This window comes from Bacteroides sp. DH3716P, assembly GCF_025914115.1.
Taxonomy (GTDB): domain Bacteria; phylum Bacteroidota; class Bacteroidia; order Bacteroidales; family Bacteroidaceae; genus Bacteroides; species Bacteroides ovatus.
Genome location: NZ_CP083673.1, coordinates 2,429,515 through 2,445,233, shown reverse-complemented (window position 1 = coordinate 2,445,233; position 15,719 = coordinate 2,429,515). Strand labels below are relative to the sequence as shown.

Annotated in this window: 20 protein-coding genes; all 20 read left to right on the top strand. The window is 39.1% G+C overall.

The genetic code is table 11. The features are described 5' to 3' along the window. Nucleotides 1–18: 18 nt before the first annotated feature. Nucleotides 19–312 carry a hypothetical protein gene (locus KQP79_RS08985; RefSeq protein WP_004318818.1) on the top strand — a complete coding sequence of 98 codons (294 nt, stop codon included), beginning with the start codon at nucleotides 19–21 and terminating at the stop codon, nucleotides 310–312. A gap of 60 nt (nucleotides 313–372) precedes the next feature. Further along, nucleotides 373–1,029, top strand: a complete 657-nt coding sequence (locus tag KQP79_RS08980; protein ID WP_004314103.1) for a ParB N-terminal domain-containing protein — start codon at nucleotides 373–375, stop codon at nucleotides 1,027–1,029. Continuing rightward, nucleotides 998–1,750 (top strand): hypothetical protein, encoded by a 753-nt coding sequence (locus tag KQP79_RS08975; RefSeq protein WP_004300221.1) that lies wholly within the window; start codon nucleotides 998–1,000, stop codon nucleotides 1,748–1,750. The genes KQP79_RS08980 and KQP79_RS08975 overlap by 32 nt, the downstream gene beginning before the upstream one ends. 111 nt (nucleotides 1,751–1,861) lie before the next feature. Beyond that, nucleotides 1,862–2,437 carry a hypothetical protein gene (locus KQP79_RS08970; protein WP_004300222.1) on the top strand — a complete coding sequence of 192 codons (576 nt, stop codon included), beginning with the start codon at nucleotides 1,862–1,864 and terminating at the stop codon, nucleotides 2,435–2,437. Nucleotides 2,438–2,485: 48 nt separating this feature from the next. Continuing rightward, the gene (locus KQP79_RS08965) at nucleotides 2,486–3,133 is read left to right on the top strand and encodes a DUF3560 domain-containing protein (protein WP_004300223.1); all 648 of its coding nucleotides are present in this window, start codon (nucleotides 2,486–2,488) and stop codon (nucleotides 3,131–3,133) included. A gap of 28 nt (nucleotides 3,134–3,161) precedes the next feature. Further along, entirely contained in the window at nucleotides 3,162–3,626 is a 465-nt protein-coding gene (locus KQP79_RS08960) for a hypothetical protein (RefSeq protein WP_004318813.1), read from the top strand. Next, nucleotides 3,623–3,955 (top strand): hypothetical protein, encoded by a 333-nt coding sequence (locus KQP79_RS26005; RefSeq protein ID WP_004318811.1) that lies wholly within the window; start codon nucleotides 3,623–3,625, stop codon nucleotides 3,953–3,955. Before KQP79_RS08960 ends, KQP79_RS26005 begins: the two co-directional genes overlap by 4 nt. Further along, entirely contained in the window at nucleotides 3,948–5,633 is a 1,686-nt protein-coding gene (locus KQP79_RS08955; protein WP_008017288.1) for a DNA cytosine methyltransferase, read from the top strand. Before KQP79_RS26005 ends, KQP79_RS08955 begins: the two co-directional genes overlap by 8 nt. A gap of 88 nt (nucleotides 5,634–5,721) precedes the next feature. Then, complete coding sequence (locus tag KQP79_RS08950; RefSeq protein ID WP_004314107.1) at nucleotides 5,722–5,967, top strand: hypothetical protein; 246 nt, start codon at nucleotides 5,722–5,724, stop codon at nucleotides 5,965–5,967. Between the two features lie 26 nt (nucleotides 5,968–5,993). Then, nucleotides 5,994–6,785 carry a phosphoadenosine phosphosulfate reductase family protein gene (locus KQP79_RS08945; RefSeq protein ID WP_004314108.1) on the top strand — a complete coding sequence of 264 codons (792 nt, stop codon included), beginning with the start codon at nucleotides 5,994–5,996 and terminating at the stop codon, nucleotides 6,783–6,785. 22 nt (nucleotides 6,786–6,807) lie between these two features. Then, on the top strand, nucleotides 6,808–6,966 hold the full coding sequence (locus tag KQP79_RS08940) for a hypothetical protein (protein WP_008770948.1): 159 nt from the start codon (nucleotides 6,808–6,810) through the stop codon (nucleotides 6,964–6,966). Between the two features lie 244 nt (nucleotides 6,967–7,210). Continuing rightward, entirely contained in the window at nucleotides 7,211–7,627 is a 417-nt protein-coding gene (locus KQP79_RS08935; RefSeq protein ID WP_004314109.1) for a hypothetical protein, read from the top strand. Nucleotides 7,628–7,648: 21 nt separating this feature from the next. Next, nucleotides 7,649–7,876, top strand: coding sequence for a hypothetical protein (locus KQP79_RS08930; RefSeq protein WP_004314110.1), 228 nt, complete (start codon nucleotides 7,649–7,651; stop codon nucleotides 7,874–7,876). Nucleotides 7,877–8,164: 288 nt separating this feature from the next. Next, nucleotides 8,165–8,596 carry a hypothetical protein gene (locus KQP79_RS08925; protein ID WP_004314111.1) on the top strand — a complete coding sequence of 144 codons (432 nt, stop codon included), beginning with the start codon at nucleotides 8,165–8,167 and terminating at the stop codon, nucleotides 8,594–8,596. A gap of 11 nt (nucleotides 8,597–8,607) precedes the next feature. Then, on the top strand, nucleotides 8,608–9,525 hold the full coding sequence (locus tag KQP79_RS08920; protein WP_004314112.1) for a radical SAM protein: 918 nt from the start codon (nucleotides 8,608–8,610) through the stop codon (nucleotides 9,523–9,525). A 70-nt stretch (nucleotides 9,526–9,595) separates the two neighbouring features. Continuing rightward, nucleotides 9,596–10,405, top strand: coding sequence for an NAD-dependent epimerase/dehydratase family protein (locus KQP79_RS08915; RefSeq protein ID WP_008017297.1), 810 nt, complete (start codon nucleotides 9,596–9,598; stop codon nucleotides 10,403–10,405). Nucleotides 10,406–10,497: 92 nt separating this feature from the next. Further along, nucleotides 10,498–11,040, top strand: coding sequence for a terminase small subunit (locus tag KQP79_RS08910; protein ID WP_004314114.1), 543 nt, complete (start codon nucleotides 10,498–10,500; stop codon nucleotides 11,038–11,040). Between the two features lie 61 nt (nucleotides 11,041–11,101). Then, a complete protein-coding gene (locus KQP79_RS08905; protein ID WP_217718618.1) occupies nucleotides 11,102–13,117 on the top strand; it encodes a PBSX family phage terminase large subunit in 2,016 nt (671 codons plus the stop codon). Nucleotides 13,118–13,243: 126 nt separating this feature from the next. Further along, nucleotides 13,244–14,689, top strand: a complete 1,446-nt coding sequence (locus KQP79_RS08900) for a phage portal protein (protein WP_217718619.1) — start codon at nucleotides 13,244–13,246, stop codon at nucleotides 14,687–14,689. Beyond that, nucleotides 14,643–15,704, top strand: coding sequence for an HK97 family phage prohead protease (locus KQP79_RS08895; RefSeq protein WP_009039423.1), 1,062 nt, complete (start codon nucleotides 14,643–14,645; stop codon nucleotides 15,702–15,704). The genes KQP79_RS08900 and KQP79_RS08895 overlap by 47 nt, the downstream gene beginning before the upstream one ends. Nucleotides 15,705–15,719 lie beyond the last annotated feature (15 nt).

Below are 15,719 nucleotides of genomic sequence, written 5' to 3'. Positions count from 1 at the left end.
CAATTTAACCCGATCGATATGATAACATTGAATAGGTTTGCCCAGAGATGCTTGAATATCATGAGGAAGCGCTTTAAGATGAATGAGCATAGCTCAAGAAAAGCGTTTAGCATAAGAATTGAAGCCGTTTGGAGAAAATTCGATATTGCTTCTAAATATAGGAGTGATAATCTTCCTAAATATTCGGAAGATGAAGAATTGGCAGCCGAGATGATAATTTACCTTGTTGCCTATTTAAAAAGATTTGGTTGTGAGGACATTGAACAGCTTATCAAAGATAAGATAGAGTTCGATGATAGAAAAAATGATTAGGTGTTGTTACTGACTGTTTGTGTTGTTGATTTTGTGTTGTTGATTTTAATATAGTTAGTTATGACAGAGATTATTCAAGTCTGCCTACTTGATTTTAATAAGGGGCAGCTCACGGGATTGCCGAAAAATCCACGTTTTTTTCGTGATTACCGCTTTGAAGCGATGAAGAAAAGCATTCAGGATTCGCCAGAGATGCTTGAACTTCGAGAACTTATAGTTTTTCCCTACAATGATGGCAGATATATTGTTGTTTGTGGTAATTTACGTTTGCGAGCTTGCAAGGAGTTAGGTTATAAAGAACTGCCTTGTAAAATTCTGGCACCTGATACCCCCGTTAAGAAGTTGAGGGAATATGCCACTAAAGATAATGTCAATTTTGGTGAGAATGATTTGGACGTTATGGAAAACGAGTGGAATAAGGCGGAACTCCAAGATTGGGGCATCGAATTTGCCCCGGAGAAGAAAGAGGATGAATTTAAAGAGCGCTTCGATGCCATCACGGATGATACAGCCATTTATCCTCTCATTCCAAAGTATGACGAAAAACATGAGTTGTTTATCATCACCTCAAGTAATGAGGTAGATAGTAATTGGCTTCGTGAAAGGCTGGATATGCAGCACATGAAGTCGTACAAGACCGGGAAAGTAAGTAAGAGTAATGTAATCGACATAAAAGACGTTCGCCATGCCTTGCAAAATAGTAATACCAAGTCATAAGCGCCATGACCGGGTGTTCGCTAAAAAGTTGGTGAACGATCCTATCATTTGCGTTGCTGAAAGTCAAGCTGACTTATATCAACAATTTAACCCGGAATGTGAAATTGTTACTCATCCTGACGATGTTATGGGCCTCATCCCGAAACGTAACTGGATGGCAAAGCATTTTGGAGAACTTTTCATGCTTGATGATGATGTCCATGCTTGCAAACCTATTTATGTGGAAAAAGGAGAACCTAGCCGGATAAAGGATAAAGATAAGATAACCAATATCATTCAGTCATTATTTGAGATGGCCAGTATGATGGATGTACATCTGTTTGGCTTCACCGCTCGGATATCGCCGGTAATGTATGATGAATCCGCTTTTCTTTCTCTTTCGAAAATGATAACCGGTTGCAGTTATGGAGTAATCTATAACAAAAACACTTGGTGGAATGAGGAAATACGTTTGAAGGAAGATTTTTGGATTTCTTGTTACATGAAGTACAAAGAACGTAAGGTTTTAACCGATTTGCGGTATAATTTTGAGCAAAAGAACACTTTTGTAAACGCTGGTGGGCTTGCTTCTATAAGGAATCAGGAAGAGGAACGTAAATCTATCCTCTTTATCAAAAAGAATTTTGGTGATAGTATTTTGCTAAAGAGTGCAACCACTAATGGGAAAGACAAAACAAAGCAGCTCGTTCAATATAATATATCATGCAAATTCAAATTCTAATAGTCTGTAAAAAAGGCGTTTAAATGGCGTCCATTCTGTTTGTCATATTCGCCTTTTTTAGCTAATTTTACTGATGTAATAAACTAAAAGTCAAACCATTAAATTAGAATTATGATTATAAGAACAGTTTGCGGATATGATTTCTTTGAGGTGAGTTCTGCAATGCAGAAAGCCATTAGGCGAGCCGACACCGGGGTAGCCGGCTTTTTTGCATTGGAACTTTGGGCGAGTGGGTACCGCGACTATGTGTGGAAGCGTCTGTTTACCATTAGTGCTGAAGATTGCTATGGAATCATTACTAAAGAGATAGAAGCATTGTGGCAGGGGCATGAGCTGGTAAACAAGACTGCTACTGAACCCAAAGGGAGGATATTTGTCAGTAAAGCTGTTATTCTCCTTTGTGAATGTAGAAAGAATCGTGATGCGGATCATTTGCAAAACTTCATCTATGATAGAAAGGATATTGATATAGAAAAGTGGATAAATGATGTCAGGCGTTATCCTATTCCTATTCCAGATTACACTTTCGATGTACATACACGAAAGGGTAAAAAACATGGGAGAACCAAAGAAGAATTCTTTCAGGAAGAATACAAGGCGTTACAACCTCGTGTTCCTGGTTTATTCGATGATTTGGTTCAACCCAGTCAACCAAAGTTATTTAATGATGAAACCACGGCTAAGTAGCTGTGGTTTCTCATTTTTCATATAAGTTAAACCAATTTAATTAAAACAATGAACACGTATTACAAATTTGCGCCAAATGTATTTTTGGCAAAGTGTGATGAGAAGCACGAAAAAGGTGAAACTATTGAGGTTACCACCAAGTATGGTAAGGAGAACGAAAGTATAGTATTTAACCTAATCTTCGAGAAAGATGGGTTTTACTATTACTCCATCGTTAGAGCTGACGGCTTTAATGTTCAAGAATGGGCTAAGCAAAGAGCGGAACGCAGGCATGAATGGGCGTCATCGGCAGTACAAAAAAGTAATGAGTATTTTCAGAAATCAAATAAACATCGCGATTTCCTTTCTTTGGGTGAGCCTATCAAAGTTGGACACCATAGCGAACGAGGACATCGCAAAATGATAGATGATGCCTGGAATAACATGGGGAAAAGCGTTGAGTTTAGCGATAAGGCTGCCGAACATGAAAGAGTTGCGAAGTATTGGGAAAAAAGGGCTAATACGATAAACTTGTCCATGCCGGAAAGTATAGATTTCTATGAACATAAGTTGGAACAAGCAAAAGAATATCACGAAGGATTGAAGTCCGGTAAGTACCGACGCGAGCATACATACGCTATGGCTTATGCCAATAAAGCAGTAAAAGAGGCTAAAAAAAATTATGACCTTGCAGTAAAGCTGTGGGGCGATGTTTAATAATCTGTAGTATCTCAAATAATTTACTATGAGAGAATTATCAAAAGAAACCTCATTACAAAGGGTAATGAGGGCTTCAGGTCGTGTACCTGTACAATGCTCATGCAGTGTTTGTAAACAACAATGTCATACGCCATGTTTAGGTACTCCTGATGATATTGAACGAATTATAGATGCTGGTTATGCCGACAGGTTAGCACTGACAAACTGGGCTGCTGGTATATTCTTAGGGGTTATTAATATTGCTATTCCGATGATTCAACCTGTTTCCGGCAAAGAGTTTTGTGCTTTCTTCGAAAATGGACTGTGTATCTTACATGATAAGGATTTGAAACCCACTGAAGGGCGTTTGTCTCACCACACTGTCAGGAAGGATAACTTCAATCCAACTATGAGTATTGCTTGGAACGTTGCGAAAGAATGGCTGATGCCAGAGAATGAGGATGTACTTTCTCGTGTAGTAAATAAATTCTTGAATGCGAGGAAGCCATGAATGTGTATCAATCAATACCTCGTAGAGATTGTAGGGTGTTTGCTAAATGTGGGGCAAAATCCTTATCACATTGCCGGCGGCATCGTGGAACTGATGGTGAGTGTAAAAACTGTACTCTTATTCATCGCAAACCTCGCAATCGTATTATAGATGCTTCAGGACGTGAGATGAAAAAATGTACACACTGCGGAAATTACTTCTACTTGAACCGGTTCTACAATCGTATAGTAGTGAGAAAGGGTAAGGAATATCATTTATTGACTTCTTGGTGCCGCATGTGTATGTCTGAAATCAATAATCAAAGAAATTTGAAGAAAAGAAATGAGTAGTATAAATTTATTATATATTGACCTGTTTTGTGGAGCAGGTGGAACCTCGACAGGAGTGGAATCTGCAAGAATTGATGGTAAACAGTGTGCTAAAGTAATAGCCTGCGTCAATCACGATGCCAACGCCATTGCAAGCCATGCGGCCAATCATCCGGATGCATTGCATTTTACGGAAGATATTCGCACGCTGGAACTTTCCCCGCTAATTGAACATCTTGCCAAATGTAAGGCTCAATATCCGGGTGCAGCGGTCGTTCTTTGGGCGAGCCTGGAATGTACGAACTTCTCCAAAGCAAAAGGTGGGCAACCTCGGGACGCTGATAGTCGCACACTTGCTGAACATCTTTTCCGGTACATTGAAGCTATTTGCCCGGATTACATTCAGATTGAAAACGTTGAAGAATTTATGAGTTGGGGTGATATGGACGAAAACGGAAAGCCTATCAGCATGGATAAAGGTAGACTATATCAAAGATGGGTACGCAACGTAAGAAAGTATGGCTACAACTTTGATTTCCGTATTCTCAATGCTGCCGACTATGGTGCATATACTACTCGAAAACGCTTCTTTGGTATATTTGCCAAAAATGGATTACCGATAGTATTTCCACAACCCACTCACTGTAAAAACGGTAAACAAGATATGTTTGGTCGTTTGGAAAAGTGGCGCCCGGTTAAAGAGATACTGGATTTTTCCGATGAAGGAACAAGTATTTTTCGTGAGAAGCCACTTGCTGAAAAGACAATGGAACGTATCTATGCCGGCCTGATAAAATTTGTAGCCGGGGGCAAAGATGCTTTTCTTATCAAATATAATTCCATGAGCCGGACTGGAAAATATAATGCCCCTGGGATTGACGAACCATGCCCGGTAGTAGCTACGCAAAACAGACTGGGAGTTGCGCAGGTATGCTTTCTTTCAAAACAGTTCAGTGGACACCCCGAAAGCAAGAATGTTTCTATTAATGAACCAGCCGGAACAATTACATGCAAAGACCATCATGCGTTTGTATCAGCCCATTACGGTAACGGATTTAACCGCTCAATAAATGAACCGTCTGCAACCGTAACAACGAAGGATCGGTTATCTCTCGTTTCTCCATATTTCATAGACCAGCAATATGGAAACAGCAAACCTTCATCTACAGAAAAGCCGCTTGGATGTATTACCGCCAATCCTAAGTACAATCTTGTTAGCTGCAAGCCGTGGATTATGAATACAAACTTCTCCAACGTTGGTAGTAGCATAGAAGAGCCCGCACAAACAGTCACTGCAAATAGAAAGTGGCACTACCTAATGAACCCTCAATTTAATAGTGCAGGTGGTTCCGTTGATAATCCATGCTTCACTCTCATAGCACGTATGGATAAAATGCCGCCTTATTTGATCGCAACTGAAACTGGACATGTAGTAATCGAGATTTATGATACCGACAGCCCTATGACAAAAAAAATAAAAGAGTTCATGGGCTTATACGGGATAATTGATATTAAAATGCGAATGCTACGCATACCTGAACTAAAGCGTATCATGGGATTTCCAGAAAACTATGTGTTAATTGGTACACAGGCTGACCAAAAGAAATTCATAGGGAATGCAGTCGAAGTTAACATGGCACGTGTTCTCTGTGAATGTATTAGTAAAAAGTTACGTGAACTAGGGTCAGTTGCAGCATAAAATGGCGTTAAATTGGCGAATGTTCTGTTTGTAAAACTTGTCAATAATGATTACCTTTATAGATGTAAAGAACTAAAAGTCAATCAATATGAAGAGGAATGAAAAAATAGCAAAATTAGAAAGACTAGGTATTTTCAATCAATGGAAATATAATACAGAAAGAGCAAATGAGACATTTAATATTGAGTGTCCTGACTTCTCAATGACAAATGAAGAGCGGATGAACAATTTGTTAGATGTTGATTGCTGTTTTCATTGGTTTCTAACTATTTCATTCCCTTTTAATAATACTCCTGAAGGCGTTGCTTTTTGGAATGATATTGCAAAAAAATAATTAAAATAAAATTAGAAAGGAATCAAATGATAATAGCATGGTTCAGTTGCGGTGCTACATCCGCAGTTGCTTGTAAGATAGCATTAAGCCTATACGATGATGTGCATATCTACTATATTGAAACTGGTTCCGGTCATCCCGATAACACTAGATTCTTGGCAGATTGTGAAAAGTGGTACAATCAATCTATCCACATTATCCGAAGCGACAAGTACACCTGTGTGTCTGATGTGTTGCGAAAGGGGTATATCAACGGCGCGCATGGTGCCGCCTGTACTCTTGAACTGAAAAAGAAAGTCCGCTACAAGTTGGAAAAAGAATTGCAGCACTGGGACGGTCAAGTTTGGGGTTTCGATTATGACCCGAAAGAGATTAACCGGGCTATCCGATTAAAACAGCAGTACCCGGACACAAAGCCACTATTCCCGCTTATTGAAAAGCAGATTACGAAGCAGGATGCAATGGGAATGCTTTGGAAAGCCGGTATTGAAATCCCCGCTATGTACAAGATGGGCTATAATAACAACAATTGTATCGGTTGCGTGAAAGGCGGAATGGGCTACTGGAATAAGATACGAAAGGACTTCCCGGATGTATTTAACGAGGTGGCGCAGATTGAACGTGATGTAGGTGCAACTTGTCTAAAAGATAAAGACGGACGAATCTTCCTTGACGAACTCCCAACATGGCGAGGTGACCCAGTAGAAGAGATTATACCGGATTGCTCGCTTATCTGTCAGATAGAGTTTCAAGAGATAATCGACAGGCAGGTAGAACGAGTTTTGAAAGGAGAAATTAGTATTAACGATGTAGCCTAATTAGGCTCAAAACAAGATAGATATGAATTTTAAATCATTGGTAGCTCAATTAGCAAATCGCATCAATCAGCCGCATGTGGTTGAAACATATATGCGTAAAGTTTTTGCGTCTGGTGTTGAGTGGCAGAAAAAGCAATCTCCATGGATAAGAGTAGAAGAACGATTACCAGATGAAGAGTAGCGTGTTTTAGTCGGATTTTTATATTACTATAAATACGATGATAGAGAAGCTGAATCACGTAAGCATATAGATGTATTCACGTATGAAAATGGTATATGGACTACTGATAGTGATATATCATATTTAGGAAAAGTGTCGAAAAGGATGATATTAAGGTTATATGTTGGATGCCTATTCTGTCTTTCGATGAAATATTGGAAGCCAACAGAGATGTACTAGAACGGATTAAAAAGAAAGGAGACTGATGATGACAGCAAAAGAATTAAGTAAGTTAATCACTACTGGCAGAAAACTGAAAAAGTTTATTAAAGAAACTCTCCCTAAAATCAGAGAAGAGTTTCAAAGCCATAGCAATAGTGGAATAGATAAGCATACAGATGGATTTGGCAGAAGGGAGAGTATTCAGAGTATGAATATAAGTAATCTTTGTTATTTTTCTTTTTCTGGCAGTTATGGAAGTGGAGACACATATTCGGATATAGCAAATATGGATACTGATTTGATGCAGGAATACTTTATCAAATATCTGAATAGGCATAAGGATGAAATAATGGAGGGAGTAGCAGATTTAATGATAAATGATGCAAAATCAGGTCAAGAAGATGCTATTAAGGAAATAGACGAGTATAAAAAATCACTGCTAAAACTATTGGAGGAATAAAATAACAGAAAGGAATAAATTATGCAATACATATTAACAGAACAAGAATATAGAGCTTTGACCCCTATTAGTGAGGTAAATAAGCTCAAAGAAGAAGTACAGCTTCTTAATGATAAAGTTATGGAGCTTAGTGAACATCCATGTGGAAGTGGCGCAGATTATAGAAGTGTAACCTTTTATTGTGATGATTGTCCGATTGGTGCGTTTGGAACCGGAACTTGCACAAAGAGTCAACAATATTCTAAATAACACTCAAAATACAGTCTGTAATGAATAAAAGCAAAAGGCGGGTTGCAAAGCCGCCTCCTGTTTATTTTAGATGGGTACACACTCTGTCACGTATTCAATTAACTAATAACTGTCACTTACGAGATTGAAAAATGCTTCCCATCCTACCGTCTAATTGATTTTGGACATCCATATAGCCCCACGGTAGTAAAGCTATAGGAGTCCTTTTAAAATTATGTTTTTCATAAAAATAAAATTAAGTCGCTTGCACCGTGCAAACGACATCCAAAAGTAACAATTTAAAATAATATGGCAAAAATTTATGTAGCAAGTAGTTGGAGAAATGTATTTCAACAGGACGTTGTAGATATTCTCCGTGATTTAGGACATGAGGTTTACGATTTTAAGAATCCCCCACATGGTAATGGTGGTTTCCAATGGTCTGATATAGATCCTGATTGGCAGAACTGGACAACAGAGCAATATAGAGAAGCGCTTAATCACCCAATTGCGCAGAAAGGTTTTGATTCGGATTTCAACGGTATGCAGTGGGCTGATGTCTGCGTTATGGTTCTCCCTTGTGGTCGGTCTGCTAACACAGAAGCGGGTTGGATGAAAGGTGCAGGTAAAAAGGTGATGGTTTATTCTCCGAAAAAGGAAGAACCGGAACTTATGTATAAGATATACGATTTTGTGAGTGATAGCATATTTCGTATCAATGATGAGATAATTGGAGTATAACTGTTTTAGTAATGAACATCGGAATATTAGCAGTTGACAGTAATTATCCTAATCTAGCTTTGATGAAGATAAGTGCATGGCACAAGGCAAGAGGCGACAATGTGGAATGGTATAACCCTTTGTGCTCATACGATAAAGTTTATTCGGCAAAGGTATTCTCCTTTACTCCAGATTATGGCTATTACATCAATACCAATCAGGTTGAGAAAGGTGGTACAGGGTATGACATAAGCAAGGTTCTTCCAGTAGAAGTTGATAAAATAGTTCCCGACTATAACCTGTATAATATTGATAAGAATCTGGCTTATGGCTTCCTTACCCGTGGCTGTCCTAATCGTTGCAAATGGTGTGTCGTTCCTGCCAAAGAAGGCAACATAACTCCATACATGGATATAGAAGAAGTATCTGCCGGGCGAAAGAACGTAATACTCATGGATAACAATGTACTTGCATCCGATTATGGATTACAACAGATTGAAAAGATTGTCTCCATGGGCGTACGAGTAGACTTCAATCAGGGCTTAGATGCTCGCTTGGTAACAGACGACATCGCCCGGCTACTGGCAAGAGTAAAGTGGATGAAGCGCATACGGTTCGGCTGTGACACACCGGGACAGATTGCCGAATGTGAGCGTGCCACAGCTTTGATTGACAAGTACGGGTACAAAGGCGAATACTTCTTTTATTGTATCCTGCTCAGTGACTTCAAAGAATCGTTTGAGCGTGTCAATCATTGGAAGAACAAAGGCGGTCGGTTCTTACCGCATTGCCAGCCTTATAGGGATTTGAATAATCCACGTCAAATTATTCCTCAATGGCAAAAGGATTTAGCCGGATGGGCTGATAAGAAGTGGGTGTTTAGAAGCTGTGAATTTAAAGACTTTACTCCTAGAAAGGGTTTTAAGTGTAGGGAGTATTTTCAAAAATAAGATTTAATCTTTAGGATTTTATGTTGAACCTAGGTGTGTCTTTAAACAAGATGCACCTTTAGTTTTTGTGATGATGAGAAAAATGATTGTAACCGGCAGTGAGGGATTTATTGGTAAAGCCCTTTGCCGAGAATTAGCTAAAAGGGATGTCGAAGTCATAGGACTTGATCGAAAGTCTGGTATTGAAGCCACAAAAGTATGTGAGCTCCTGAAAAATGGGGGTATTGATTGTGTGTTCCATTTGGCGGCGCAAACTAGTGTGTTTAATGGAAACCTGGAACAGATCAGGAAGGATAACATTGATACTTTCATGCGAGTAGCTGATGCATGTAACCAGTATCATGTGAAGTTAGTATACGCCAGTTCGTCAACGGCGAATCCGGAGAATACCACTTCCATGTATGGAATAAGCAAGTATTTCGATGAACAGTATGCATCTATCTATTGTAAGGCTGCGACCGGGTGCCGGCTGCATAATGTATATGGACCTAATCCGCGAAAAAGAACTCTTCTCTGGTTCCTGATAGAAAAGGAAAACGTGTCTTTATACAATTGTGGTCAGAATATCCGGTGCTTCACTTACATAGATGATGTCGTCGAAGGGCTTATTTATGCGGTGGGCTGTAACCGGCAGCTTATCAATATTTGTAACGTCCAACCTGTGACTACTATGTATTTTGCATCTTTAGTAAAATACTACAAACCGCTTGAAATAGAGTTGATTAATAAAAAACGAGATTTTGACAATTTGGAGCAATCGGTGAACCAGGATATCTATTTAGTACCTTTGTCCTATACGTCAGTCGAGGACGGAGTAAAAAAGGTATTCGCCATGCGGAGAGAGGATAATTCTCAAAAAAATGCGGGGGCGGAGAAATAGAAATCCTTTGAATGTACAACCATTCTAATTTATTCCTGCATGTTGAGTAACTATCATTGTTTCTTCATGCAGGAATTTAATAATTTGAAGCTATGAGTAGAGAGAATGTATTAACATTGAAACAAGAGAAGTTCTGTCAATATTACGTTGATATTGATGGCAACGCAAGTGAAGCATACCGGATGGCTTACGACTGCACTAAGATGAAGCAGGAGAGCGTTTGGCGCAATGCTCATGCCCTTATGCAGAACATCAAGGTTACATCAAGGATAAAAGAGATAAGAGAAAAGAGGGCGAAAGAATCTGAAGTTAAACGTGAGACTGTGGAACGTGTGCTGATGGATATCATAACTTCTGATCCTAATGACTTGTATATTGTCGATGAGCTAACAGGTAAGGTAAAGATGAAAAGTCCATCGCAGCTTCCAAAGCGTACACGCAATGCATTGAAGAAGATTCAGAATAAGAGAGGAGAAGTTGTCTATGAGTTCAACGGTAAAACAGAAGCCGCTCGTTTGCTTGGTGCCTGGAATGGATGGGAAGCCGATAAGAATGTCAATATCAAAGGTGGAGACGGAAATAAAGTCGGTGAACTTCGTATCGGCTTTGAAGATAATGAGAATTCGGAAGAATAGAACAATTTGAACTGCAAAATCCGGTATTCACCCTACGGAGAAACCTTACTTTTAGAACAATATGGTTATAAATTATAAGAAGCTAAATCCTAACGGATTCTATCTATTGAAGTACTTGAATGATGAGACTATCCGTTTTATCATTCTCTATGGAGGTTCATCTTCCGGTAAGTCGTATAGTGTGGCACAAACAATACTGATACAGACATTACAGGATGGTGAGAACACTCTTGTCATGCGTAAGGTAGGAGCTTCTATTCTCAAAACCATTTATGAAGATTATAAGGTCGCTGCGATCGGTCTTGGCATCTCCCATTTGTTCAAATTTCAACAGAATACTATTAAATGTCTGGTAAATGGTGCGAAGATAGATTTCTCCGGTCTTGACGATCCGGAGAAGATAAAAGGTATCTCTAACTATAAGCGAGTTCAGTTAGAGGAATGGTCAGAGTTCGAGCATCCGGATTTCAAGCAGCTACGTAAGCGTTTGCGTGGTAAGAAAGGGCAGCAGATTATTTGTACCTTCAACCCGATTAGTGAAAGCCATTGGATAAAGAAAGAGTTTATTGATAAAGATAAATGGCATGATGTACCGATGACTGTTACCATTGCCGGCAAAGAGTTGCCGGAAGAACTTACCAAGGTCAAATCCGTAAAGAAGAATGCACCCAGGCAAATACTTAATCTTCGAACTAAGCAAATCGGGGAACAGGCACCTAATACAGTTATTATCCAATCTACCTATTTGAATAATTTTTGGGTTGTCGGGAGTCCTGACGGTACGTATGGATTCTATGATGAGCAATGTGTTGCCGATTTTGAGTATGATAGAGTTCACGACCCGGACTATTACAATGTGTACGCATTGGGAGAGTGGGGTGTCATTCGTACCGGTAGCGAGTTCTTCGGTTCTTTCAATCGTGGCAAACATTCCGGTGAGCATAAGTATGTTCCGGACTTACCTATTCATATCTCTGTCGATAACAACGTGCTTCCGTATATCAGCATATCATATTGGCAGGTCGATTTCACAACTGGTACCAAGGTTTGGCAATTCCATGAAACGTGCGCTGAAAGCCCCAACAATACTGTAAAGAAAGCTTCCAAACTTGTTGCAAAGTATCTGAAATCTATCCAATATTCTGATAGGTTATATGTACATGGTGATGCTTCAACGAAAGCGGCAAACAGCATTGACGATGAGAAGCGTTCCTGGATGGACTTATTCATAGACACATTACAGAAAGAAGGGTTTGAGATTGAGGATAAGGTAGGCAACAAGAATCCGAGTGTTGCAATGACCGGTGAGTTTATTAATGCCATTTTTGATTGTACTGTTCCCGGTATAGAGATATACATTGACGAATCATGTTCGGTATCTATTGAGGACTACATGAGCGTACAGAAAGATGCTAACGGTGCCATTCTTAAAACTAAGGTCAAGAATAAAACTACCTTGCAGACTTATGAGGAGCACGGGCACCTGTCTGATACGTTCCGATATGTCGTTGTGGATTTGTGTAGTGAGCAGTATATAGAGTTTAGTAACCGGCGAAAAAGAAACTTGTATGCTTGTAATGGCACTATTAATTTCTTCAATCCAGATACCGAATGTAAATACACTAAGAAGATTCTATATGTGATGCCGAATGTTAATGGGAAATTTGTTCTTATACAAGCGTTTAGATGTGGAAATAAATGGCATGTTGTTGATGTCGTATTTATGGATACTACTTCAACAGAAGATATACGTTCTTCTATTTTGTCCCATGAATCTGATTCATGTGTAATTGAATGTACGGATGCTTATTTCCCTTTTATCCGGGAACTCCGTTCTAGTACAAACAAGGAGATTCGTGTAATGAAAGAGTTTCCGGATGTAGATAAGCGTATTGCTGCAACATCTGATTATGTGAAAAATAGTATTCTTTTTTCTGCATCAAAAGTAGAATCTGATACGGAATATGTTGCCTTCATGAATAACCTGATGGACTATAATAAAGATAGTGAAACAAAAGAGGCCAGTGCTGTTTTGAGTGGGCTAGTACAGTTCGTTGTAAAATTAGGTTTGAATTGAATTACGTTATATATGATTGAAAATAAGAATGTTATATTGTTGATGTTATGCTTTCGTAATTTCAAGATTTTAGTGTTTTGGAAAACGGTTTTCCTTTTTACTTAGTTTTGCTCAAAAAGGAACCCAATGAATATTTTTTTTGATAATCTATTTGGAAAGAAATCTAAGACTAAAGGTGAAGTTGAAATAGTTACTTCATCTGAAAATAAGGATATAGATACTCAAAGTGGCAAGGCTGAAAAATGGTCAGTTGCATACATTGAGGACCTTACTAGTCCTATTGTAGCGGGCAGTAACTATCTAACGCTATTCAGTACGATACCTGAAGTCTTTTTTCCGATCGATTATATTGCATCGCGAATTGCAGGTGCTAATTTTCAATTGAAGAAAACTAAGGATGATAGTGTAGTATGGGCAAACAGACGAATGAATGGCATACTTAGCCGTCCTAATTGTTTGATGCGTTGGAAAGAATTGATTTATCAGCACCATATTTATAAATTGTGTACAGGGAATAGCTTTATTCGTGCCGCTATGCCTGATGTCTTTTCTACAGCTGAAAAATGGAGATATTGCGATAATTATTGGGTGCTACCTTCTGATAAGACTATTGTAGAACCTGTTTACGGGAATATGCCATTGTTTGGCATTGCCCAAACAGAAGATATTATTCGTAGCTATCGTTTGGAGTATGGTTGGAATGGTAGTTTGGAAATTCCTCCATACCAAATATGGCATGATAGAGACGGAAGTGCAGAGTTCTATTCAGGGGCTATGTTCTTGAAGTCCAAAAGTCGTCTTGCTTCCCAAAATAAGCCAATGTCAAATCTAATAGCTGTATATGAAGCTAGAAATGTGATTTATGTAAAGCGGGGTGGATTGGGCTTTATTGTAAGTAAGAAAACTGATGCTACCGGTTCAATAGCGTTGACTGACGATGAAAAGGAACAACTTTTGAAGCAAAATTTTGAGAAGTATGGTGTAAGGAAGGGCCAGGTACCTTATGGTATTTCAGATGCAGACATTGACTTTGTTCGTACTAATCTTTCTATTGCAGAGTTACAGCCGTTTGAAGAGACTTTGGCTGATGCAATAAATATTGCAGGGGCATACGGCATCCCTGCCGTTCTTGTTCCGCGAAAAGACCAGTCCACATTTAGCAATCAGGCTACTGCTGAAAAGAGCGTATATTGTTCAACTGTTATTCCTATGGCCAAACAATTCTGCAAGGATTTTACAGCTTTCCTTGGTCTTGAAGGAGGGGGATATTATTTGGATTGTGATTTCTCTGATGTTGATTGTTTGCAGGAAGGATTGAAAGAATCCGAGGACGTAAAGACAAATATAAATAAACGTTGTCGTGAACAATTCTCATGTGGGCTTATAACACTCAATGACTGGCGTGCCCAAATAGGCGAAAGTATGATAGAAAATCCCTTGTTTGACAAATTGAAATTTGATATGTCAGATGAGGAACTGGATAAAGTAAATCGAGTTTTTAACACTAAAAGTGGAGATGAAAAAGATGGAAGAGAAAATCAAAAGCCTTCAGTACAAGACAAAGGCAAATGATGTTGATGAGAAGGGTATCGTTACCGTTGCGGTGAACGGTATCGGTGTGAAGGACTCACAAAATGACATATCTATGCCCGGCTCATTCAATAAAACATTGAAAGAAAATATTGGTCGGATGCGTTGGTTCCTGAATCATCGTACAGACCAGTTGTTAGGTGTTCCGTTGAGTGGTAAGGAAACAGAAGGTAATTTGGTTATGGTCGGTCAGTTAAATCTTGAAAAACAGATTGGCCGTGATACGTTAGCTGATTATAAACTGTTTGCAGAGAATGGCAGAACACTTGAACATTCTATTGGGGTCAAGGCCATTAAAAGAGATTCTGTTGATCCCTGTAAAGTGCTTGAATGGCGTATGATGGAATATTCAACATTGACAAGTTGGGGGAGTAATCCCCAGACTTTCCTTGTGAATATTAAGTCTGCTACTGCCGACCAGGTAAAGGAGGCTGTTGATTTCGTTCGTAAAGCGTTCTTGCAGCATGGATATAGTGATGAGCGTTTAAAAGGTTACGATATGGAATTAAGTTTATTACTGAAGAGCCTCAACGGTGGTGCCGTTGTCTCGTGTCCTCATTGTGGTCATCAATTTGATTATGATGCAGAAACGGAGCATACCTTTGCCCAGCAGGTATTGGACTATGCTGCTGATTATCAGAGATGGATAACACAGGACATTGTAAGGGAAGAAATGGAGAAGCTCACTCCGGAGATTAGAACCCAAGTAATTTCTCTTATTGATTCTGTCAAGTCAGAAAAGAAAGAATTTACTCAAAAGGGTCTACAAGACCTTATGAATTATGTAAGATGTCCCCACTGTTGGGGAAAAGTATATCGTTCGAATGCTATTCTGCAAAACACTTCTGAAGATACCACCGGAAAAAATGAGCCGTCTGTTGACACTCAAGAAAAGAATGACGGGGAAAATGGGAACGATGAAGTAACGATTAAAGCCGCTGATAATGGCACTTTACTCGATTTCAAGAGTTTGAATAGCTGTTTCGAGAATAAATAACTTAAAATTTAAATT